General features: G+C 67.5%; 16 protein-coding genes. 9 read left to right on the forward strand and 7 right to left on the reverse strand.

Translation table 11 applies throughout. The annotated features are described in order from the left end of the window. Positions 1-135: 135 nt before the first annotated feature. Positions 136-765 (reverse strand): isochorismatase family protein, encoded by a 630-nt coding sequence (locus tag ASC78_RS11605; RefSeq protein ID WP_055800960.1) that lies wholly within the window; start codon positions 763-765, stop codon positions 136-138. A 103-nt stretch (positions 766-868) separates the two neighbouring features. On the opposite strand from ASC78_RS11605, the gene ASC78_RS11610 reads away from it, so the two are divergent. Next, a complete protein-coding gene (locus ASC78_RS11610; protein WP_055800963.1) occupies positions 869-1,846 on the forward strand; it encodes a GlxA family transcriptional regulator in 978 nt (325 codons plus the stop codon). A gap of 10 nt (positions 1,847-1,856) precedes the next feature. Here the strand turns inward: ASC78_RS11610 and ASC78_RS11615 are convergent, their stop codons facing one another. From ASC78_RS11615 to apaG, 4 genes are read right to left on the reverse strand one after another with little or no spacing between them, the layout of a single operon-like run. After that, positions 1,857-3,083 carry a YbdK family carboxylate-amine ligase gene (locus tag ASC78_RS11615; protein ID WP_235505061.1) on the reverse strand — a complete coding sequence of 409 codons (1,227 nt, stop codon included), beginning with the start codon at positions 3,081-3,083 and terminating at the stop codon, positions 1,857-1,859. After that, entirely contained in the window at positions 3,080-4,351 is a 1,272-nt protein-coding gene (locus ASC78_RS11620) for a cation:proton antiporter (protein WP_055800965.1), read from the reverse strand. Before ASC78_RS11620 ends, ASC78_RS11615 begins: the two co-directional genes overlap by 4 nt. Continuing rightward, positions 4,348-4,551, reverse strand: a complete 204-nt coding sequence (locus ASC78_RS27015) for a hypothetical protein (RefSeq protein WP_443082713.1) — start codon at positions 4,549-4,551, stop codon at positions 4,348-4,350. Before ASC78_RS27015 ends, ASC78_RS11620 begins: the two co-directional genes overlap by 4 nt. Before the next feature lie 33 nt (positions 4,552-4,584). Then, positions 4,585-4,980: a Co2+/Mg2+ efflux protein ApaG gene (gene apaG / locus ASC78_RS11625; protein WP_055800968.1), complete on the reverse strand. Its 396-nt coding sequence runs from the start codon at positions 4,978-4,980 to the stop codon at positions 4,585-4,587. Between the two features lie 71 nt (positions 4,981-5,051). Between apaG and rpe the strand changes: the two genes are divergently transcribed. Continuing rightward, complete coding sequence (gene rpe, locus ASC78_RS11630) at positions 5,052-5,747, forward strand: ribulose-phosphate 3-epimerase (RefSeq protein WP_055800971.1); 696 nt, start codon at positions 5,052-5,054, stop codon at positions 5,745-5,747. A 6-nt stretch (positions 5,748-5,753) separates the two neighbouring features. Here the strand turns inward: rpe and ASC78_RS11635 are convergent, their stop codons facing one another. Beyond that, complete coding sequence (locus ASC78_RS11635; protein ID WP_055800974.1) at positions 5,754-6,026, reverse strand: hypothetical protein; 273 nt, start codon at positions 6,024-6,026, stop codon at positions 5,754-5,756. 197 nt (positions 6,027-6,223) lie between these two features. On the opposite strand from ASC78_RS11635, the gene ASC78_RS11640 reads away from it, so the two are divergent. Together ASC78_RS11640 and ligD are read left to right on the forward strand one after the other, a co-directional pair. After that, positions 6,224-7,240, forward strand: coding sequence for a succinylglutamate desuccinylase/aspartoacylase family protein (locus tag ASC78_RS11640; protein ID WP_055800976.1), 1,017 nt, complete (start codon positions 6,224-6,226; stop codon positions 7,238-7,240). A gap of 133 nt (positions 7,241-7,373) precedes the next feature. Beyond that, positions 7,374-8,273 (forward strand): non-homologous end-joining DNA ligase, encoded by a 900-nt coding sequence (gene ligD / locus ASC78_RS11645; protein WP_082517506.1) that lies wholly within the window; start codon positions 7,374-7,376, stop codon positions 8,271-8,273. Between the two features lie 8 nt (positions 8,274-8,281). Here ligD and ASC78_RS11650 read toward each other — a convergent pair whose 3' ends face one another. Beyond that, positions 8,282-9,100: a transglutaminase-like domain-containing protein gene (locus ASC78_RS11650; RefSeq protein WP_055800980.1), complete on the reverse strand. Its 819-nt coding sequence runs from the start codon at positions 9,098-9,100 to the stop codon at positions 8,282-8,284. A 292-nt stretch (positions 9,101-9,392) separates the two neighbouring features. On the opposite strand from ASC78_RS11650, the gene ASC78_RS11655 reads away from it, so the two are divergent. The 5 genes from ASC78_RS11655 to ASC78_RS11675 all read left to right on the forward strand — a co-directional run bounded on the left by ASC78_RS11655 (position 9,393) and on the right by ASC78_RS11675 (position 19,650). Further along, complete coding sequence (locus ASC78_RS11655) at positions 9,393-9,602, forward strand: hypothetical protein (RefSeq protein WP_055800983.1); 210 nt, start codon at positions 9,393-9,395, stop codon at positions 9,600-9,602. Continuing rightward, positions 9,599-11,785, forward strand: coding sequence for a catalase HPII (katE, locus tag ASC78_RS11660; RefSeq protein WP_055800986.1), 2,187 nt, complete (start codon positions 9,599-9,601; stop codon positions 11,783-11,785). The genes ASC78_RS11655 and katE overlap by 4 nt, the downstream gene beginning before the upstream one ends. A gap of 144 nt (positions 11,786-11,929) precedes the next feature. Then, positions 11,930-14,077, forward strand: coding sequence for a CHAT domain-containing protein (locus ASC78_RS11665; RefSeq protein WP_055800989.1), 2,148 nt, complete (start codon positions 11,930-11,932; stop codon positions 14,075-14,077). A gap of 1 nt (position 14,078) precedes the next feature. After that, positions 14,079-15,833: a ShlB/FhaC/HecB family hemolysin secretion/activation protein gene (locus ASC78_RS11670; protein WP_235505062.1), complete on the forward strand. Its 1,755-nt coding sequence runs from the start codon at positions 14,079-14,081 to the stop codon at positions 15,831-15,833. 1 nt (position 15,834) lies between these two features. Then, positions 15,835-19,650 (forward strand): beta strand repeat-containing protein, encoded by a 3,816-nt coding sequence (locus ASC78_RS11675; RefSeq protein WP_055800996.1) that lies wholly within the window; start codon positions 15,835-15,837, stop codon positions 19,648-19,650.

Raw genomic sequence — 19,650 nt, forward strand, 5'->3', positions numbered from 1 at the left:
GTGGCCTTAGGTTCTCATTGCCGCGATCGACCGTGGTTCGACCGCTACAACCCGGGTGGAGAGCCGCTGCTCATCGTCATTCCCAATGGTCTCGTTGCGTTCGTAGCAGCGTTTGATCGACCTGCAGGCACGGTCTCACCCCTGCGCGCGCCGGTTCGACATCACCACGTTGTCCTTCTCGATCGCCTGGCCGGCCTGCATGGCGGCGATCCACGCGTCGGTGCTCGTCACGGCCGCGAAATTGCTGTGGAACACGACGCTGAACACGCGGTGGATCTCCTCGGCGCTCACCTGGCCGGCTGCATTCGAATAAGGCAGCGCGCCGGTGGCGTCCGACAGGAACTCCACGTTCAGCCCGCGGTGCATCGCCTCGAACACGGTCGATGCATCGCAGTTCTGGGTCATGTAGCCGGCCACGCTCAGTGTGTCGATCTCGTGGCGCGCAAGCCAGTCGCCGAAGTCGGTGCCGGTGAAGACGCTCGGCATGGCCTTGGTCACGAGGTGGTCGTGCGGGCGCCTGGCAATCTCAGGGTGCAGCTGGCCATTGTGGGTGTCGGCCTGGAACACCGGGGCGCCCTTGGGAGCATGGTGGCGAACCACCACCACGGGCGTGCCGGCGGCATGGGCTGCATCCATGGCCCGCGCGATGTTGGGCAGCGATTGCTCGACGGGCGGGTATTCGATCGGCAATCCGCCGCCTTCGAAATACTCGTTCTGCACGTCGATCACGACGAGGGCGCGGCGCGGTGCGGTGGTGTTGCTCATGGTCTGTCTGCTCCGTTGGTTGTGTTGTGGAATGAGGTGATTGTTCTCGCTCCGGTGCATGCGAGAAAGTGGCCCGGAAGCCATTCATCGATAAAATCGGGCCATGAAGAGCAAGCCCGTTGAAACCATCGCCGTCGTGGCCTTCGATGGCATCAGTCCCTTTCACCTGTCCGTGCCTTGCATGGTCTTTGGCGAAGACCGTACCGAAGCCGGCGTCCCGCGTTTTCGCTTGCGAGTCTGCGGCACCGAGCCCGGCCCTCTGCAAACCAACGCGGGCTTCACGCTCGTGGTGACGCACGGGCTCGAAGCCATCCGGCGGGCGCAGATCGTGGTCGTGCCTTCATGGCGCGACGACGGGCGGCCCGCGCCGCCCGCGCTCATTCGTGCGCTGCAGGCGGCGCATCGCCGCGGCGCCGTCGTGGTCGGACTGTGCCTGGGCGCCTTCGTGCTGGCCGAGGCGGGCCTGCTCGACGGACGCCCCGCCACCACGCACTGGAACCTGGCCGAAGCTTTCGCCAGGCAGTACCCGAAGGTGACGCTGCAACCCGAGGTGCTTTATGTCGACGACGGCGACGTGCTCACTTCCGCGGGCACTGCCGCGGGCATCGACTGCTGCCTTCACCTGCTGCGTGTGCGCTACGGTGCTGAGGCGGCGAACCGTGCCGCGCGGCGCATGGTGGTGGCGCCACACCGCGAGGGCGGGCAGGCGCAGTACATCGAGCGGCCGGTGCCTGCCGCGGCCGAGAGCGACCGCCTCGCGCCGCTGATCGAGTGGCTGGGCCGCCATCTGCACAGTCCGCATGAGCTGGACGGCCTTGCCAGGCGCGCGCTGATGAGCCGGCGCACCTTCACGCGGCGCTTTCGCGAGGCCACCGGAACTACCGTGGGCCAATGGCTGCAGAACCAGCGATTGGCACTCGCGCAGCGGCTGCTGGAGACCACCGGCCATCCGGTGGAACGGGTGGCCACCGATGCGGGTTTCGGCTCGGCGGTGTCGCTGCGAAAGCACTTCGTCGCCGCGTTCAAGACCTCGCCCACGGCGTACCGCCGGCAGTTCTCGCAGGAGGCCGTGGCCGCCTGAATCAGATCAACTACGCGGCGCCGCGGAAGCGCAGCGCCGCCTGCCGCACCACCTCGGCCAGCAGGCGCTCCTTGCCCTGCTTTTCGCGCAGCCATCGCGCATCGTTGCGGTTGGCTTCGACGCTGGTGCGCAGTTCGCCCAGGGCCTGCGTGGCGTTGAGCGCCTCGCTGTGCCATTCGAGCTGCGTCATCGTCATGAGGATGTGGTCGCGCAGCGGCATGTGCTGGCCGCTGGCTGGGTCCACGTACACCGCGTCGAGCCCGAAGCGGCAGGCCTGGAAGCGGTTGTAGGTGTAGACGAGGTAGTCGTCTTCCGTCGGCTCGAAGGGCTGCTCCTGCAGGAACCATGCGGCCAGCGACTGCACGTAGCCCGCGAGCGCGGCCGCGCGTTCGACGGTGAGCGGCGTGTCGAACACGCGGATCTCGATGGTGCCGAACTCCGGCTTGGGCCGGATGTCCCAATAGAAGTCTTTCATGCTGCGCACGACGCCGGTGCGGGTCATGCGCTCGAAATAGGCCTCGAACTCTTTCCAACTCAAGGTGAAGGGCGCGCGGCCCGAGAGCGGAAACGCGAACACCGAGTTGAGCCGGGCCGAGTCGAACTGCGTGTCCTGCCCCTGCACGAACGGCGACGAGGCAGACAGCGCAATGAAGTGCGGGATGTAGCGCGACATGCGGTGCAGCATCAAGAGCGCCGCGTCCGCATCGGGGCAGCCGATGTGCACGTGCTGCCCGAAGATGGTGAACTGCTTGCTCAGGTAGCCGTAGAGCTCCGACAGCTCGCGAAAGCGCGGCTTGTCGTAGATGCGCCGCTCGTGCCATTGCTGGAACGCATGCGTGCCGCCGCCCACCACCGCGATGTTGAGCTTGTCGGCGTTCTTGATCAGCGCCTCGCGAATGGGCGAGAGCTGCGTGATCACGTCCTGGGCCGAGTGGCAGATGTCGGTCGAGATCTCGATCATGCTCGAGGTCATCTCGGGCACCACGCTGCCGGGCAGCGGCGTCTGCGCCATCAGGCGCAGCATGTCTTCCGCATAGGGCGCCAGGTCGTAGTCGTGCGTGTTGACGAGTTGAAGCTCGAGTTCCACGCCGAGCGACAGCGCTTCGGAGTGGTTGAAGGGCTCGAGCTTGACCACGCGGCTCGCGGGATCGGCGGGAAGCGCCGCGGAGCGGAAGTCGTCGCTGTCCGGGTCGATCGAAAGAGGGGGGGTGCCGGTAAGTGGCATGGCCGCGGTCATCGCTGCGTGTCCTCCGTGGTGCTGAAGGCCTGGGGTGCCCAGGGCACCGAGCTCTCGCCCACCGCGTGGATGGCCACGGTGGCGAGCACGGCGCCCATCACTTCCATCAAAAGAATCGAGGGCAGGGCCACCTGCGTGATCATGGTGCCGAGCAAGGGCGATGCGGTGGTGAAGTTCGACGCAATGAGCAGTGCAATCGACGACAGCGGCGACATCGCGCAGCCGACCCAGAAAGCCTGATTCCAGCTCGCGCCGCTGCCAGGGTTGGCAATGGCCACGCCGGCGATCTTGGCGAACAGGCGAATGCCGATCACCGCCAGCACGATGCTGGCCACGGGCAAGGTCCAGTCGGCCTGCGCCGCCACGATGGACACCAGCACGAACATCAGCATCGTGAGCAGAGACGAGGCCGTGCCGAGCTGCCGCTGCCAGGCCCAGGGCTTGGGATTGAGCGTCTTGAGCAGCACACCGCCGATCAGCGCGGCCAGCGGGGCGGAGCCGCCGAAGTGGGCCGTAAGGGCGCTGGCGGCCGCGATGAGCGCGAGCAGCAAGATGGAGGTGTTCTCGCTGGTCGGGCTCATGAAGCGCAGCGCCATGCGCAGCCCCAGCGCCAGGATGCCGCCAATCACGAATGAGAGGCCGAGCACCACCGCCACCGGATAAAGCTTTTGCAGCAGCGTTTGCGGTGCCCGCTCGATCAACCCGGCCTGCGCATAGCCGAGCGCCAGCGCATAGAAGGTATTGAGCGTGGCCAGCGTCATGGCGCGCTCGGTCACCGGCCCCGAGGCGCGGGTGTCGATGATCACGCGGCTCAGCACCGCTGGCGAGGCCACGATGGCCATCAGCGCGATCGGGTTGGCCACCGGATCGGGCAGGCCCAAGAGCTGCAGCATCCAGTACACGCCGAAGTAGGTGAGCGTGGCTTCGAGGAGGCTTTGCACCAGCACCATCGGATTGTGGCGGAACCAGCGCAGCGGCAGCCGACCGCCGGCCTCGAACAGCACCACGGCGGCGCCCAGTTCCAAGAGGAACAGGCTGATGCCGCGCAGCGGCCAGATGGCGCCTTCGAAGCCGGCCAGGCCGACCACCGCGCCGACCACCGAATAGCCCACCACCTTGGGCAAGCCCAGGTAGCGTTGCACCAGGTGACCGGAGGCGGCCGCCGCGGCCAAGAGGAGCGACCACAGCACCGTCGGCAGGCCCGCCGAAGGGCGCAGCCACTCGGACCAGAAGCCCAGCAGATCGTTGAAGAGACTCGTCAGATTCATGCAGGTAGAAAAAAGCGGAAGGGCCGGCTGCGCCAGCGTGCCTGGGCGGCGCCGCGGATGCGGTCACCGGGGTTGACGCTGCGCGCGCGCAGCGCCAGACGGAAAGCGAGACAAAAGTTCACGCGCACGTTGAGCGCGCCCATCTCCGGGATGAACGCCACCCTACCAAAGCGCGGGCTGCCCGGCCAACAGTGTCGCATGGCCCAGTCGCGGTGACGCAGGACAGGGGCTACCTAGTGCAATACCCTTGAAACCGGGGCGCCGCCGATGTCGGCTTCCAGCACGAACATCGGAATCGGCACGTCGAAGCGCTCGCCATCTTCAGTGACTACGAAATAGCTGCCGTGCATGGTCCCGCTAGGCGCCTGCAGGCGGCAGCCACTCGTGTAACGGAACGATTCGCCGGGTGCCAGCAGCGGCTGCTGGCCGATCACGCCCAGGCCCTTGACCTCCTGGTCATGGCCCGAGGCGTCGTTGATGAGCCAGTGGCGGGCGATGAGCTGCGCGCTGATTTCGCCCACGTTGGTCACGGTGACGGTGTAGGCAAAGGTGTATATCTTGTCCTTTGGCGAGGACTGCTCCGCGAGGTAGCGCGGCTCTACGTGGACACTGATGGGGCTTTGCGGCATGCGCGCGATGGTAACTGGAGCGTTCTCTTGCACTGCTTTCCGGGTTTTGCGCCGGCTGCGACAATCGGCGCATGAGCACGCCGTTTCGCATCGCCCCCTCCATTCTTTCGGCCGATTTCGCCCACCTGGGCGACGAACTGGCCAAGGTCATCGCCGCCGGCGCCGACTGGATCCATTTCGACGTGATGGACAACCATTACGTGCCGAACCTCACCTTCGGCCCGATGATCTGCAAGGCCCTGAAGCCCTACGCCAAGACGGCCGACGGCGAGCCGGTGCCGATCGACGTGCACCTGATGATCCAGCCGGTCGACGCGCTGGCCGCGTCTTTTGCCGAAGCGGGCGCCGACTACATCAGCTTTCACCCCGATGCCTCGCCGCACGTGAACCGCAGCATCCAGGCCATCAAGGGCGCGGGCTGCAAGGCGGGGCTGGTTTTCAATCCGGGGCTCGGCCTCGAAGCGCTCGACTGGGCCATCGACGACATCGACCTGATTCTCATCATGTCCGTGAACCCCGGTTTCGGCGGGCAGAGCTTCATCGATTCGGCGCTGCGCAAGATCGAACTCGCGCGCAAGCGCATCGAGCAGAGCGGCCGCGACATCCGCCTCGAGGTGGACGGCGGCATCAAGGCCGACAACATTGCGCGCGTGGCGTCGGCCGGTGCCGACACCTTCGTGGCGGGCAGCGCCATCTTCAATGCCAAGGACTACGGCGCGGTGATTTCGTCGATGCGCGAGCAACTCGCTGGCGTGGGCAAGCAGTAATCCGGCTCAGCGCTTGACCTTGTCGTTGTAGACACGGTCGATCACCGGGCCGCGGTCCGTGTCCACGGTGCCGCGCTCGATGTCGTCATGGCCCCTGCGGCCCACCTCCGGCGGCTGCCCGTCCTGTGCTTCCTGGCTGTCCGAAGACTGGTCATGTTCGTGCGGCAGGCGCGGCGCCGAGTCGCCGCCCTGTTCGATCTTGGTGTCGCCGCCGCCGGCGTCCCGCACCGGATCTTCCGGGGTGCTGGGTTCCTTCGGACGGGGCTTGCTGCTGGTCATGGCACTGTTCCTTTTCGATAGGGTCAGGCTGAAGCCTGCATGGCCCGGGAAACGCATCCGGTAGGACAGGCGAGTCATGCCCTGTAGGCCCTCCGCGGCCGAGCCGGACGATGCGATGTCGGGCCACCTTGGCTGCGCCGCTATGAAACGAGTAGCAGCTTTGCGCCAAGGGCAAGGCCTCCGCAATAATCGCCCGCATGTCCTCCGATCCTTTTGCAGGCGCTGCCACCGACAGCCTGCGCATTCATGCCGTTGCTTCGCTGAATCCCGGTCCCCGGCTGCTCGTGATGGGCGGCGTGCACGGCGACGAAACCTGCGGCACGGCGGGCATCGAGCGTGTGCTGGGCGAACTCGACGGCGGCGCGTTCCAGCTGCTGAGAGGCCAGCTGACTCTGGTGCCCGTGGCCAACCCGCTTGCAAGGCGGCGCCTGCAGCGGGAAGGCGAGCGCAACCTCAACCGCCTGTTCAAGCCCATGGCCGAGCCCGCGGACTACGAGGGCAAAGTCACCAACGTGCTGTGCCAGGTGATCGAGCGCCACGACGTGCTGCTCGACCTGCATTCCTTCCAGAGCGAGGGCGAGGCTTTCGCGATGATCGGCCCGCGGGACAACGACGGCACGCTCGAACCCTTCGCGCGCGCCAGGGAAGAAGGCCTGCTCGCACTGCACCTGGGCACGCCGATCGTGGTGGAGGGTTGGCTCGACATCTATGCCGCTGGCCTGGCGCAGCGGGCGGCCGGCGCGGCGGTGGGCGACGGCGCGCTCGACTTCGGCCGCGGCACCAACGAGTACATCCGCAACTGCGGCGGTTATGGCGTCACGCTCGAATGCGGCCAGCACCAGGACCCCGAGGCGCCCGAGGTGGCGTGGCGCGCCATTCGCCGTGCTCTTGCGCTGCTCGGCATGGCGCCGCTGCCTGAAGGCATGGAGGCCGTGCCTCCCGCACCGCCCCGCCTGCTGCGCCTGGCCAGCGTGACGGACCGGCTGGACGAGGAAGACAGCTTCGTGCGCGACTGGGCCACCTTCGATCCGGTGCAGCGCGGCGAGCCCATCGGCATGCGGCACGACGGCACGCTGGTGAGCGCGCCGGAGGACGGATTCATCGTCTTTCCCAATGCGCTGGCGTTGCCCGGCGCCGAGTGGTTCTACTTTGCGCGTCCGAGCGAGCGCGTACTCGGGCCTGTGACAAGCGCCGCCAACGTCCCATTGGCCTGAAGCATTTCGCTCCTTCCCCCTCTGGGGGAAGGCTGGGATGGGGGCGGGCAGAGCGCTCGGTGGGCACGCCGCATGCCCCCACCCCGGCCCTCCCCCGGGAGGGGAGGGAGAAAATACCGGAAGGAGTGTGTCCATGGCAGTCTCGAAAAACGCACCCGCGCAGCGCATCACACATCCCGAGCGCGTGATCGACGCCGCGAGCGGCATCACCAAAGGCGAGCTCGCGGCCTACTACCAGACCGTGGCGCCCCTGATCCTGCCCCACCTCAAGGGCCGGCCCGTGGCCCTGGTGCGCGCACCGGAAGGCGTGGGCGGCGAGCTGTTCTTCCAGAAGCATGCACAGCACAGCGACATTGCCGGAATCAAGCTGCTCGACCCCGCACTGGACCCGGGGCACGACCCGCTGCTGCAGATCGACACCGCGCGGGCATTGGTCGGCGCCGCGCAGTTCAACACCATCGAGCTGCACACCTGGAACGCCACCTCCCGCGCCATCGGAAAGCCCGATCGCATGACTTTCGACCTCGATCCGGGCGAAGGTATCGACTGGCAGCAGATGCACGAAGCAGCGCTGCTTGTACATGTGCTGTTGGACGAACTCGGCCTGCCGGCATTCGTGAAGACCAGCGGTGGCAAGGGGCTTCACGTGGTGGTGCCGCTTCGGCGCCAGTTCGGCTGGGACGAGGTGCGAGGCTTCTCCCGCGCCATCGTCGAGCACCTGGCGCGCACGGTGCCTCAGCGCTTCGTGGCCAAGAGCGGGCCGCGCAACCGCGTCGGCAAGATCTTCCCGGACTATCTTCGCAATGGCTTCGGAGCCACCACCGCCAGCGCCTGGTCGGTGCGCGCGCGTGCGGGCCTGGGCGTGTCGGTGCCGCTGGCCTGGGAAGAGCTGCCGGACCTGGGCAGTGCTGCGCACTGGACCGTCGCCAACATCGGCCCGCGCCTGTCGGTCGGCAACGCGCCCTGGGACGCAATGGGAGACAGCCGCACGGCGCTGGGCGCCGCAATGCAGTTGCTGGGCTACCTGCCTTAGCGAAGGGCCTACTGCGGAATTTCTTCGGTCGTCACTTCGAAGCGCTGCAGCGAGTTGGCGCCGAACACCATGGTGATCGCCACGTCGGCCGCATCGCGGCCGCGTGCAATCACGATGCGGCCGATGCGCGGCATGTTGTGGCGCGCATCGAAGGTGTGCCAGCGGTCGCCGAGGTACACCTCGAACCAGGCGCTGAAGTCCATCGGATACGGCACGGGTGGAATGCCGATGTCGCCGAGATAGCCCGTGACATAGCGCGCCGGAATGTTCATGCAGCGGCACAGCGTGATGGCCAGGTGGGCAAAGTCCCGGCACACGCCCGTGCCCTCGCGAAAGCCTTCGAGCGCAGTGCGGGTGGGGCGCGCGGTCTGGTAGTCGAAGCGCAAGTGGCCGTGCACGAAATTGCAGATCGCCTGCACGCGGTGCCAGCCCGGCACCACGCCGCCGAAGGTATCCCAGGCGAACTGCAGCAGTTCACTGTCGACCTCGCAATAGCGGCTCGGCAGCAGGAAGGGAAGCGCCGATACCGGCAGGTCGGCCACTGCGTGCTGGATGGCGCCGTAGTCCACCGGATCGGCCCAGCCGGGATCGAACACCACCGCGTGGTTGCGCAGCCGAATGCTCGAAACGCCCTCGGGAATGCGCACGCGCGCGCAGTGGTTGTCGAAGACGTCCACGTAGTAGTCGGTGTGCAGCGGCGGGGTGATGGTGATGTGCTCGCCGTTCTGGAGATCCGCCGCGCGCGAGGGATGGACCTGCAGCATGTAGACCAACGCCGTGGGTGCCGTGACGGCGAGCTCGATGTCGAAACCGATCCTGATCTGCATTTGCTTCTTCCCTGTGTGAACCATGTGTGTTGTCGGTGTCGTCCAAGCAGGCTTCATGCCGCCCGTGCCCGATGCTATAGATGGCCCCTTGCTGCGGCATGCGGGCAGATACGCCAGGCGCCGTAGGCGGGGGCCATGTGTTGTCGGTGCGCTCCTACCCCTTGCGCACCGCCTCTCCCACACCCGAGGGCGAGCCGCCACTACGGGTAACAGTGTGAGAAAACCATAACCTTTGGATTCGCTTGCAACCGCCCTCGGAGCACCGTTTTCGTGGCTTCATGGAGGCTGCAGCGTGAGCATCGAGCCACTGAAATCTGATCTGCAGGAGCGAATCATGGAGCTTTCTTCGCTGTTCGATTCATTCGCTGGTGCCTGGGGAGATGAAATCCTTTTCTGGGTGGTGGCTGCGGTGGCGGGCTTCATTTGCTTGATTGCGCTGGTGAACGTGCTGGACCTTTTTCTCGACAACGAAGTTGACCCCCCCATGAAAGATCCTCGATGACGCCTCAGAACAAGGCCGCCGCCGGACGCCGGTCGAAGGCCACGGATGGCAGCAATGCCAAGCAGCAGCAACTCGATGGCTTCGCGACCGATCATGCGCCCAATCTGACGACCAACCAGGGTCTTCAGATTCCAGACAACCACAACTCGCTCAAGGCCGGGTTGCGCGGGCCCACGCTGCTCGAAGATTTCATCCTGCGCGAGAAGATCACGCACTTCGACCACGAGCGCATTCCCGAGCGCGCGGTGCATGCGCGCGGCGCGGCGGCGCATGGCTTCTTCCAGGTCTACAAGTCAATGTCGCAGTTCACCGCGGCCGACTTCCTGCAGGACCCTGACGCGAAGACGCCCGTTTTCGTGCGTTTCTCGACCGTGGCCGGTTCGCGCGGCTCGGCCGACACGGTGCGCGACGTGCGCGGCTTTGCCGTCAAGTTCTACACCCGCGAGGGCAACTACGACCTCGTGGGCAACAACATGCCGGTGTTCTTCATCCAGGACGCGATGAAGTTCCCCGACCTCATCCATGCCGTCAAGCCCGAGCCGCACCACGAGATGCCGCAGGCCGCGAGCGCGCACGACACCTTCTGGGATTTCGTTTCGCTCATGCCCGAGAGCACCCATATGCTGATGTGGGCGATGTCGGACCGCGCCATCCCGCGCAGCTTCCGGATGATGGAAGGCTTTGGCGTGCACACCTTCCGCTTCGTCAACAACCGCGGCGAGAGCCACTTCGTGAAGTTCCACTGGAAGCCCAAGCTCGGCATCCATGGCCTCGCGTGGGACGAAGCGCAGAAGATCGCGGGCAAGGACCCCGACTTCCATCGCCGAGACTTGTGGGAGTCCATCGAGAGCGGCGACTTCCCCGAATGGGAACTGGGCGTGCAACTCATCGCGCCGGACAAGGCGCAGTCGCTCGGCTTCGACCTGCTCGATCCGACCAAGCTCATTCCCGAAGAGATGGTGCCGGTACAGCGCATCGGCCGGCTGGTGCTTAACCGCAACCCCGACAACTTCTTTGCGGAAACCGAGCAGGTGGCGTTCCATCCCGGGCACGTGGTGCCCGGCATCGACTTCAGCAACGATCCCTTGCTGCAGGGCCGGCTGTTCTCGTACACAGACACGCAGATATCTCGGCTGGGCGGCGCCAACTTCCACGAGCTGCCCATCAACAAGAGCGTGTGCCCGTTCCACAACTTCCAGCGCGACGGCATGCACCGCCAGACCATCGCGCGCGGGCAGGTGGCCTACGAGCCCAACTCGCTGGGCGACGGCAAGGAGTTCCGGGTCGACGGCGGCAGCGTGGGCTTCCAGTCCTTCCCCGACGATGTCGAGGGGACCAAGGTGCGCCGGCGCAGCCCATCGTTCGACGACCACTTCACGCAGGCGCGCCTGTTCTTCAACAGCCAGAGCGCAGCCGAGAAGGAGCACATCGTCGCGGGCTTCCGCTTCGAGCTCTCGAAGGTGGACGTGCCGGCGATCCGCCAGCGCATGGTCGACAACCTCGCGCACGTCGACGAGAAGCTTGCGCGCCGCGTGGCCGAGCCTCTGGGCATCGGTGCGCCCGATGCCAAGGCAGCAGCCGGACGCGCGGGCTATCGGGAGCACCGCATGACCTTGCCCATCGAGGAGTCTCCCGCGCTCAGCATGGCCGACACCGGCGACGGCTCGATCCGCACGCGCAAGATCGCGATCCTGGTGGCGGACGGCATCGACTCGGCATCGCTCAAGCCGATCCGCGATGCGCTCGAGCAGGCGGGCGGAAAGTGCAAGGTGGTCGGCCCGCGCCTGGGCACCGTGGCCAGCGCATCGAAGCGGCAGATCGACATCGACATGACCTTTGCCAATGCGCCTTCGGTGATTTTCGACGCCGTGCTGGTGCCAGGCGGCAGCCTGGGCGCAGCGGCGCTCGCGGGCATGGGCGATGCCGTGCACTTCGTGCTCGAGGCCTACAAGCATTGCAAGGCCATCTGCACCGTGGGCGAGGGGGTGCAGCTGCTGTCCACGCTGGGCATCGGTGCGGACGCGCCGCCTGCCAACCTGCCTCCCGGCGTAGTGGTGGCGGCCACGCCCGTGACCAATCTCGGCGACGCCACCGCGGCCACGCAGATCGCGCAGGATTTCATCGCCGCCATTGCCAAGCACCGCCACTGGGACCGCACCGACATCGATTCGGTCCCCGCATGAAATAGTCCTTTTGCGCTAGACCGTCTTGCGAATAGGCGGGGCGCGGGGCCGCTTCTAGACTTTCCCCACGAGGCCTGAACGGCGCGCACTTCCGCGACGTCGACCCCCGCAACCGCGGGCACACGGGCCGCGCGCGGGGGTCCAATGACGTGGTTTTCGAGAACGGGATGGGAGCGCTCGGCACGTCGTGCAGGAGCCGCGGGTGCCCTCGGGCTGGCTGGCATTCTTCTGCTGGGCCATGGGCCGCTGGCATCGGCGCAGCAGCAACAGGCGCCCAATGCCGAGGCCGCGGCCAGCAAGGCCGAGCAGGCCCGGCTTGCGGACACCGACACCTTGCTGGCGCTGACCAGCGAGGGTGCGGTGCTCTACGGGCAGGACGCCGTGAAGCTGTCCGGCTACCAATATTGCAGCCAGGCGGTGGCGCTGGCCGAGGCCGGTGAGTTTCGCCAGAGCGTGCGAGCCGCCAGCAAGGCGCTGCACCTGGCCAATGCCACGCGCGATCCGAACCTCATGGCCATGGCCAACCGCGACCTGGCCATCGTCTACAGCTATTCGGGCCAGCTCGACAAGGCCGAGGAGTTTGCACGCGAGGCGCTCAGGCATCCGGCGCGAGACCCCAAGCTGGTGGTCGGCCCGGTGCAGAAGGTCATCGGCGACGTGCGCACGCGCCGCGGCGACTTCGCCGGTGCCGTGCTCAGCTATGACGAGGCGTTGAGCAACAGCTCGCCGCGCTATGCGCCGCTGGTGCAGGCTTCGCTGGTCAATGCGCTCATCGAATCGGGCGATGCCGTGCGGGCGCGAGACATGCTCGGCAGCATGGCGCCGCCCAAGGACGCACCGCTCACGGCGCAGTTGGACCGCACCCGCGCACGGCTGCTGCTGGCCGAGAACAAGCCCGCGGAGGCCCGCGACATGTACCGCGCGCTCACCGCGCGGCAGGTGGGCACCGACACCGAGTACTACCGCCTCTGGGCTTGGGACGGCGTGGCGCGCAGCGAACTCGCGCTGGGCCAGAAGCAGGCCGCGGCCGAAGCCATGGCGCGCGCGCTGGGCGGCATTGACCAGGTGCGTGCGAAGTTCCGAAGCGAAGAATTCAAGATGGGCCTGTTCTCGGATCTGCAATCGGTGTTCGAGCGCGGCGTGTCGATCTACAGCGATGCGGGCGATGCGCGCCAGGCCTTCGAGGTGAGCGAGCGCAGTCGCTCGCGCGCACTGCTCGATGCGGTGCGCGGCCGCGCGAAGATCAGCGACCGGGCCGCGAGCACCGTCGACCTGGCGACGCTGCAGGGTGCCCTGGCGCCCGACGAGCGCGTGGTGCAGTTCCATTCGCTGCCCGACCGGCTGCTGGCGTGGGTCGTCAGCCCCACGGGCATCGAGGCCCACACCGTCGCGGTGCGCCGCGAAGAGCTGACCGAACTGGTCGAGGTGTTCCGCAACTCGATCGTGCGCGGCCGCCGCGCGGCCATCACCAATGGCGACAAGCTGGGCGCCGCATTGCTCGGCCCGCTCGGCCTCGCGTCCGGGCAGCGGCTCATCGTGGTGCCTCATGGGCCGCTGCACTATTTGCCGTTCCAGGCGCTGCGGCTGAACGCGCGCTACGTGATCGAGTCGCATCCGGTGGCGGTGGCACCGTCCATCAGCATTGCGGTGCAGCTGGCGCAGCGCACGCCGCGCGTGAGCGCAACGCTCACCGCCTTCGGCAATCCGCGCATCGAAGACAAGTACGACCTGCCGGGCGCCGAGATCGAGGTGAAGCAGCTCGCGCAACTGTTCCCGCGCAACACCGTGTACATGGGCGCCGCGGCCACCAAGACGCAGTTCCGCGAGGTGTCTGCGCGTTCGCCGCTGATGCACGTGGCGGCCCATGCCGAGGCCGATGCGGTCGACCCGCTCTACTCGCGCATCCTGTTGGCGAACGAAGGCGGCAAGCAGAATTTTCTCGAGGCGCACGAGATCCTCGGCCTGCCCATGGACGGCACGGCGCTGGTCACGCTGTCTGCTTGCGAGTCGGGCCTCGGGCGCATCGCGCAGGGCGACGAGGTGCTGGGCTTCACGCGCTCCTTTCTATCGGCCGGCAGCTCCAGCCTGATCGCCTCGCTGTGGCCGGTGTCGGACGACGCGACTGCCGTGCTCATGGGCACGCTCTACGGCGAGCTTTCGAAGGGCCGCGACATCCAGAAGGCGATGCAGGCCGGGCAGCTGGCCGTGCTGAGGGATCCCAAGATGTCGCATCCGTTCTTCTGGGCCCCGTTCAACCTGATCGGCAACTGGCGCCTCACGGTGGGAAGCTGACATGAGCGTTCGCAAAACAATCAATCCATGGTGGAGCACCGAGATGCGCGCTTGTCAACACTCGACGCCAATTGCTCTTGCCGTCTCCGCATTGATGGGGGCCGCGCTGCTGGTGGCAGCCCAGCGGACGCACGCGGCCGAGGCCGATACCACGACGCTTCTGCCCACCAAAGACCCCTGCGGCACCTGCGACCGGCCCGTCGCCCAGGCCACTGGCACCGTGGCGCCGCAAAGCCTGCCCGCGCCGCCGCAGCCGCCCGCCGCCTCGTTCAAGCTCAACGACCTGCGCCTGAACGGCGTCAAGGCGCTCACCAACGAAGAACTGCAGGGCATCACCGCACCCTACATCGGCCGCAACGTCACGCTCGGCGATCTCGAAAGCCTGGCGCAGGCCATCACAGCCCGCTACAAGGCGCATGGCTACTTTCTCGCCCAAGCCGTGGTGCCGGTGCAGACGGTGCGCGACGGCATTGTCGAGATCAGCGTCATCGAAGGCCGCCTCGGCAAGGTCGACGTCAATGTCGCGCCCGATGCACCTCTCAGCGAGGCGCGCGTGCGCGGCTTCCTCGCGCCGCTGCAACCCGGCGAGGCCGTGAGCGCGCCGGCCTACGAACGCTCGATGCTGCTGCTGTCGGACCAGCCCGGCATCAAGGTTTCGTCCGCCTTGCAGGAAGGCACGCAGCCAGGCACCACCGACCTGTCGGTCGAGGTGGCGGCAGCGCCGCGCTGGGCCTTCACGGCCGAGGCCGACAACCATGGCACAAAGGAATCGGGCCGCTTCCGCGTCGGCGGCACCGCGCGCTGGCTCAGCCCCTTCGGGATTGGCGACAACCTCGACATGCGGCTGATGGTGTCCAACAACAACGGGCTGCAGTTCGGCCGAGTGGCCTACGAGGCACCCATCGGAACCAGCGGCCTGCGCGCTGGCGTGGGCCTCGCGCGCGTCAACTACGAGCTTGGCGGCGAGTTCGCCGAGCTCGGGGCGCAGGGCAAGGCCGACGTGCTCGATTTCTCGCTCAACTACCCGCTCATCCGCCAGCGCCAGCAGAACCTGTTCCTGCGCCTGGGGGCCGACGTGAAGAACCTGACCGACGAGATGAATGCGGTCGATTTGACTTCGAAGAAGCGCGTGCACGGCTTTGGGCTCGGCTGGGCCTGGGAGCGGCGGGACGAGGTGTTCGGCGGCGGCTACTGGGCCAGCTCGGGCACGCTCTACCGCGGCGACCTGTCGATCCGTGACGAGCAGAGCCGCGCATTCGACCAGAGCATCGCGGGCCATCACACCGAGGGCGGCTACACCAAGCTGACCTTCCAGCTCTCGCGGCTGCAGGCCATCGTGCCGAACCATTCGCTCTATGTGGCGATCGGCGGCCAGCGGGCCAGCAAGAACCTCGACGCCTCCGAGAAGCTCTCGCTCGGCGGAGCGCGCGCGGTGCGTGCGTACCCATCCGGCGAACTGCTGGTGGACGAAGGCGCGATCGGCACCGTCGAGTGGCGCTGGTCCGTCAACTCGGAGCTCACCCCCTTCGTGTTCTACGACGCCGCGCGCGGAAAGATCGTGCGCGATCCCTCCCCATTCGACACCGGCCCCAACCGCCACAGCCTGCGCGGTTTCGGCATCGGCATTTCGTGGTCCCGGCCCGGCAACTTTGCGATCAACGCGACGATCGCCTGGCGCGACGGCACCCGGCCGGCGCAGACCGATGGCGGCGGCCGCAACCCGCGTTTGTACGTGCAGGCGCAAAAGGTGTTCTGACATGGCAATGCACAACCGTTCCCCACGATTCCAGCCGCGCCTGCAACTGCGTCCGGTCGCGCTCGCGCTGGTGTGCCTGGGCCTGGCGCCCGCGCTGGCCCAAACCCTGCCCACGGGGTTCTCTGCCATTGCCGGAGGCGTGACCGCCGCGACGCCGAACGCCGCGACGATGAACATCAACCAGACGACGGCCCGCGCCATCGCGCAATGGAACACCTTCTCCATTTCGACGGGCGCGACGGTCAACGTTGCGCAGCCGAGCGCCAGCAGCGTGCTGCTGAACCGCGTGATCGGCGGAGAGGCCTCGACCATTGCCGGATCGCTCAACGCAAACGGACGCGTCTTCCTGGTCAACCCGGCCGGCGTGACCTTCTCGAAGGGTTCGTCGGTCAGCGTCGGCGGGCTGGTCGCATCGACACTGGACATGTCCACCAGCAACGCCGATTTCATGGCCGGTGCGTCCAAGCTCGAGTTCAGGCAGCCGGACGGCAGTTTCGGCACCGTGGACAACCAGGGCAACATCACGCTGGTGGGCAGCGGCGGCACCGCGGCACTCATCGGATCGCGAGTGTTCAACAGCGGCAGCATCGTTGCCGACGGCGGCACGGCCGCCATGGCGTCGGGCGAGACCGTCACGCTCGACTTTGCCGGCGATGGGCTCACCACGCTTCGGGTGACGCCAGGCCTCTACAGCGGCGTGGCGAACAGCGGCACCATGCAGGCAAACGGCGGCCGCGTGGCGCTGGTGGCGACGAGCGGCTCGGAAGTATCGAACGGCGTGGTCAATTTCCGTGGCGTGCTGCGTGCCGACTCCATGGTTTCGCGCAACGGCGAAATCATCCTGGACAGCGGGCTGTCGTCCGAGGGCGTTCGCATGACGGGCGGCTTGGTGTCCGCGGCGGGCAACGGTGCTGGCCTCACGGGCGGCACCATCGACATCAAGGGCCTCGCGATCGGGCTGGTGCCTTACACGCCTCCGCTCATCATCGACGTTTCCGCGCCCGTGGAGCCGCCGCCACCGCCGCCCGGGAACGACGACCGCGGCGTCCTCGACGCGAGCGGCAGCGCGGGCGGCGGGCGCATCCGCCTTTATGCGAACGCGGTGACCGAAATCGGCGACACCGGCGCCATCGCGCTCGGCGCCGGTTCGATCCTGCGCGCGGACGCCGTTGCATCCGGCAACGGCGGTGACGTTCGCGTACTCGCCGAGCGCACCCTGCGTGCCTACGGCAGCATCTCGGCCCGCGGCGGCGCGGGCAGCGGCAACGGCGGCTTCATCGAAACTTCCGGAGGTTTCGCCGCGCCCGACGACGGGCTGGGCGGCGGTTTCAGCATCGACGGGCTGCGTGTGGACGCCGCCGCGCCTGCAGGAACCGCGGGCACCTGGCTCATCGACCCGTTCAATGTCGACATCGTTCCTGGTGCCGCAGCCGGCACGCTGCCGACCAATCCCTTCGAGCCGCTCGCGGCCAGCACGATCCAGGACGGCGACATCAACGCCGCCCTCAACGGCGGCACCAGCGTGCGCATCACCACCGGCGACCCCGGCGCGGGTTCGCCGACGGACGGCGACATCCGCATGTTCAACGGCGTGCGCATCAACTACAACACGGCCAACGGGCCGTTGACCTTCCAGCTCGATGCTCACCGCAGCGTGCGCGGCGACAACAACGTGGTGATCGAGTCCTCGGGCGCTGGCGGGCCGCTCAATGTGGTGTTCAACACCGACGTCAACGGCGGCGGTGCCGCAACCGGCGGCGGGCAGGTTAGCTACAGCGGCGACATCTACACCAACGGCGGCAATGTGGTGATGAACGGCGCCTGGTCGGCCGCGGGAGCGGGGCCGAGCGTGAGCCTCAACGGCAACGTCATCGACACGCGCGTCGGTCGCACCGATGCCGGGTCCGGCGGCTCCGTGACGATCAACGGCAACAGCACCGGGCCTTCGGGCGGCGGCTTCACGGAAGCGGCCGTCTACATCAGCGGCGTGCAGATCTCCACCTCGACCGGCGACGTCGACATCACGGGCATTGGCACCGACACCAGCGGCGTGCGGCTCAGCTCGCGCTTCACGGGCACAGGCTTTCCGAACCGGCAGACCGACATTTCGACGACCAGCGGCAACATCAACGTGAGCGGCGTGGGCAACTTCACGGGCAACAGCAGCGAGATCCCGGGCCATGGCGTGGTGCTGAACAACGCGGTGCTTCGCTCGGTCGACGGCAACATCGCGGTGAGCGGCCTGCGCCAGTCCGGCGCCGGCGACCCGGGCACGGGCGGCGACGGCGTGCTGCTGCGAAACGGCTCGCGGATTGCGACCACCGGTACCGGCAACATCGAGCTCACCGGCCAGGCCGACGGCGGCGGCGCTGGCGTGCGCCTCGGCCCGGTGGCGCCGGTGCCGGGCCTGTTCCCCACGGTGCTCGCGGGGGTCTCCGTCTCGTCGGCCGGTGGCAACGTGGTGCTGCGCGCAAGCAACGGCGGCGGCACCGACGCGCTGGTGATCGACGGCACCGTGAGCGCGGGCAACGTCGTCAACCTTCGTCCCGGCGGCGTGGCTGCCGACGGCACGGCCTTCGACCAGGTTGCGACGCCGATCACGCTCGGCGGCACGGCCAACACGGGCTTCGCGGTGTCGGCCGACGAGTTCTCCCGCATATCGGCCGGCAACGCCGTCGTGGCCGGCAGCAATGCGCATGCGGCCGACATCAACGTCGTCGGGCCGCTCGCCCTGGCCTCCGGCCTCTCGCTGCAAAACGGGGGCGGCGGCAACATTGCATTGCAGGCACCCATCACCGCGCCACGCGTGGGCCTGGTGTCGGCCGGCAACATCACGCAGACCGCAGCCGCGCCGATCACGGCCGGCACGCTGCTGGCTCTTTCCACCGGCGGCAGCGTGCTGCTCGACCGGGCGGCCAACAACGTGAGCGCGAACACGCTGGGCGGCGGGGCTGCCGGCGCGTTCCGCTACCAGGATGTGGACGAACTGCGCATCGGCCCCGTGTCGGTCATCGGCTACGACGCCGCCGGCAACGCGCCGCAAGTGGTGTCGGCCGGCTCGATGGCCGCGGACACGGTGTTCGTGCGCACGCTGAGCGGCGACCTGCAACTCGGCACGGCGGTGAGCAGCACTTCGGGCACCGACCTGGTTGCTGCGGCGCGCTTCCAGAACGTCGGTGGTGCCAGCCTCAGCGGCGCCCCGTGGCGCGTGTGGGCCGACACCTGGATCGGCGAAACGCGCGGCGGCATCGCCGGCTCGGGCCTGCTGCCGAATCTCTACAACTGCGCTTATCTGGGCCTGTGCGGCGTGACCGTGTCGCCGGGCGACAACCACTTCATCTATGCGCAGCGGCCGACCGCGACCGTCGTGATCGTCAATGCGTCCCGACAGGCCGGCCTGAACAATCCGCTCTTCACCTGGAGCATCACGGGCCTGATCCTCGGCGACAGCGGCGCTGGCTTCAACGGTGCAGTGGGGACCACGGCCACGCGGTCGAGCCCGCCTGGCGCGTATGCGATCAACGGCAGCTTCACCTCGGCCGAAGGCTATCTGGTCAACGTGGTGCCGGGGACGCTCACGGTCGGTGGCTTTCCGCAGATTCCGCAGGTCGATGTGATCCGCGAACTGCCGACCACCTGGCTGTACGACCGCAACATGGGTCCGCCTCCGATCTGCTTCGCAACGGGCCCCCTCGAAGGCGACCGGGGCGCGCAGGGCAACGACGTGCTGGCGCGCGAATGGTCGCGGGTGCGCTCGCGGCCCAATCTCACGAGTTGCGTCGACTCCGAAAAGCGCAACGGCTGCGCCGATTTCTAG

It is taken from the genome of Variovorax sp. Root318D1, assembly GCF_001424835.1.
In the GTDB taxonomy this organism is placed as follows: Bacteria; Pseudomonadota; Gammaproteobacteria; order Burkholderiales; family Burkholderiaceae_C; genus Variovorax.